The following is an 836-nucleotide window of genomic DNA, read 5'->3' as shown; positions in this document are numbered from 1 at the left end:
TATTTGTCTGTAAAGAAAAAAATCGAGATGAATAATACAACTTATGAATATTATCAGCTTCTGCATGAAGCTCGTAGTGAAAACTCTCAAATAGATGAATTAATCACAAAAGAGAATAAAATTTACGAAGACAAGCTCAAAAAAATCTAAAGTTATCAACTCTTCATAAAGAATATCAAAAAAAAGTGCTGCGCTATAGATGAAATTTTTCATATAAAAATCTAGGGGCTGTCCTAGATAACTAAGTTATGTTAGGCTGGTTTTGATGAGAAAAAGTAGATTAAGTACATACAAGCAAGACAAATTAATAGAGTTATTTATAGCAGGAAGTACAGCACGAACTGCATCAGAATTAGTATCAGTAAATAAAACCACAGCCAGCTGTTTGCAAAGAAGCATAATCATATAAACGGTATAGAGAACTTTTGGAATCAAGCTAAGAGACATTTGAGAAAATTTAATGGTATTCCTAGAGATCATTTTTACTTGTTTTTGAAGGAATGTGAGTGGAGATTTAACCACAGTGATTCTAGGGAACAGCTAAAGCTAATTAGACACTGGGTTAGAGAGAGTTTAAAGTAAATTTATCTAGGACAGCCCCAAAATCTATATTGAACATTTAGAGCTAATAGAAAAAATGGGGGTCTAAAATATAGCTGTAACTATTGTAAAATAATGTTTTAAAAAGGATTATTTACAAATGTCTGTAAAAAAGACTAAAACTTGTCGAAAATATAGTTCAAAAAACACTAAAAAAATAGGAATTAGAAGAGGATTACAGCGCTACAGATGCAATTATTGCAACTCTAAATTTCAGAGTGCTCGTAGACCTAAAA

Annotated in this window: 1 protein-coding gene and 1 pseudogene; both read left to right on the top strand. The window is 30.5% G+C overall.

From position 1 onward, the window contains the following. Window positions 1–265: 265 nt before the first annotated feature. On the top strand, window positions 266–409 hold the full coding sequence (locus F3D59_RS10235) for a hypothetical protein (protein ID WP_411961544.1): 144 nt from the start codon (window positions 266–268) through the stop codon (window positions 407–409). Beyond that, a pseudogene (locus F3D59_RS09890) lies at window positions 370–582 on the top strand (transposase); the annotation flags it as partial. The gene F3D59_RS10235 and the pseudogene F3D59_RS09890, both read left to right, overlap by 40 nt. Window positions 583–836: the final 254 nt, after the last annotated feature.

Origin of the sequence: Francisella sp. XLW-1, assembly GCF_008711455.1 — a bacterium.
Classification (GTDB): Bacteria; Pseudomonadota; Gammaproteobacteria; order Francisellales; family Francisellaceae; genus Francisella; species Francisella salimarina.
This window is presented reverse-complemented; position numbering and strand designations above follow the sequence as displayed.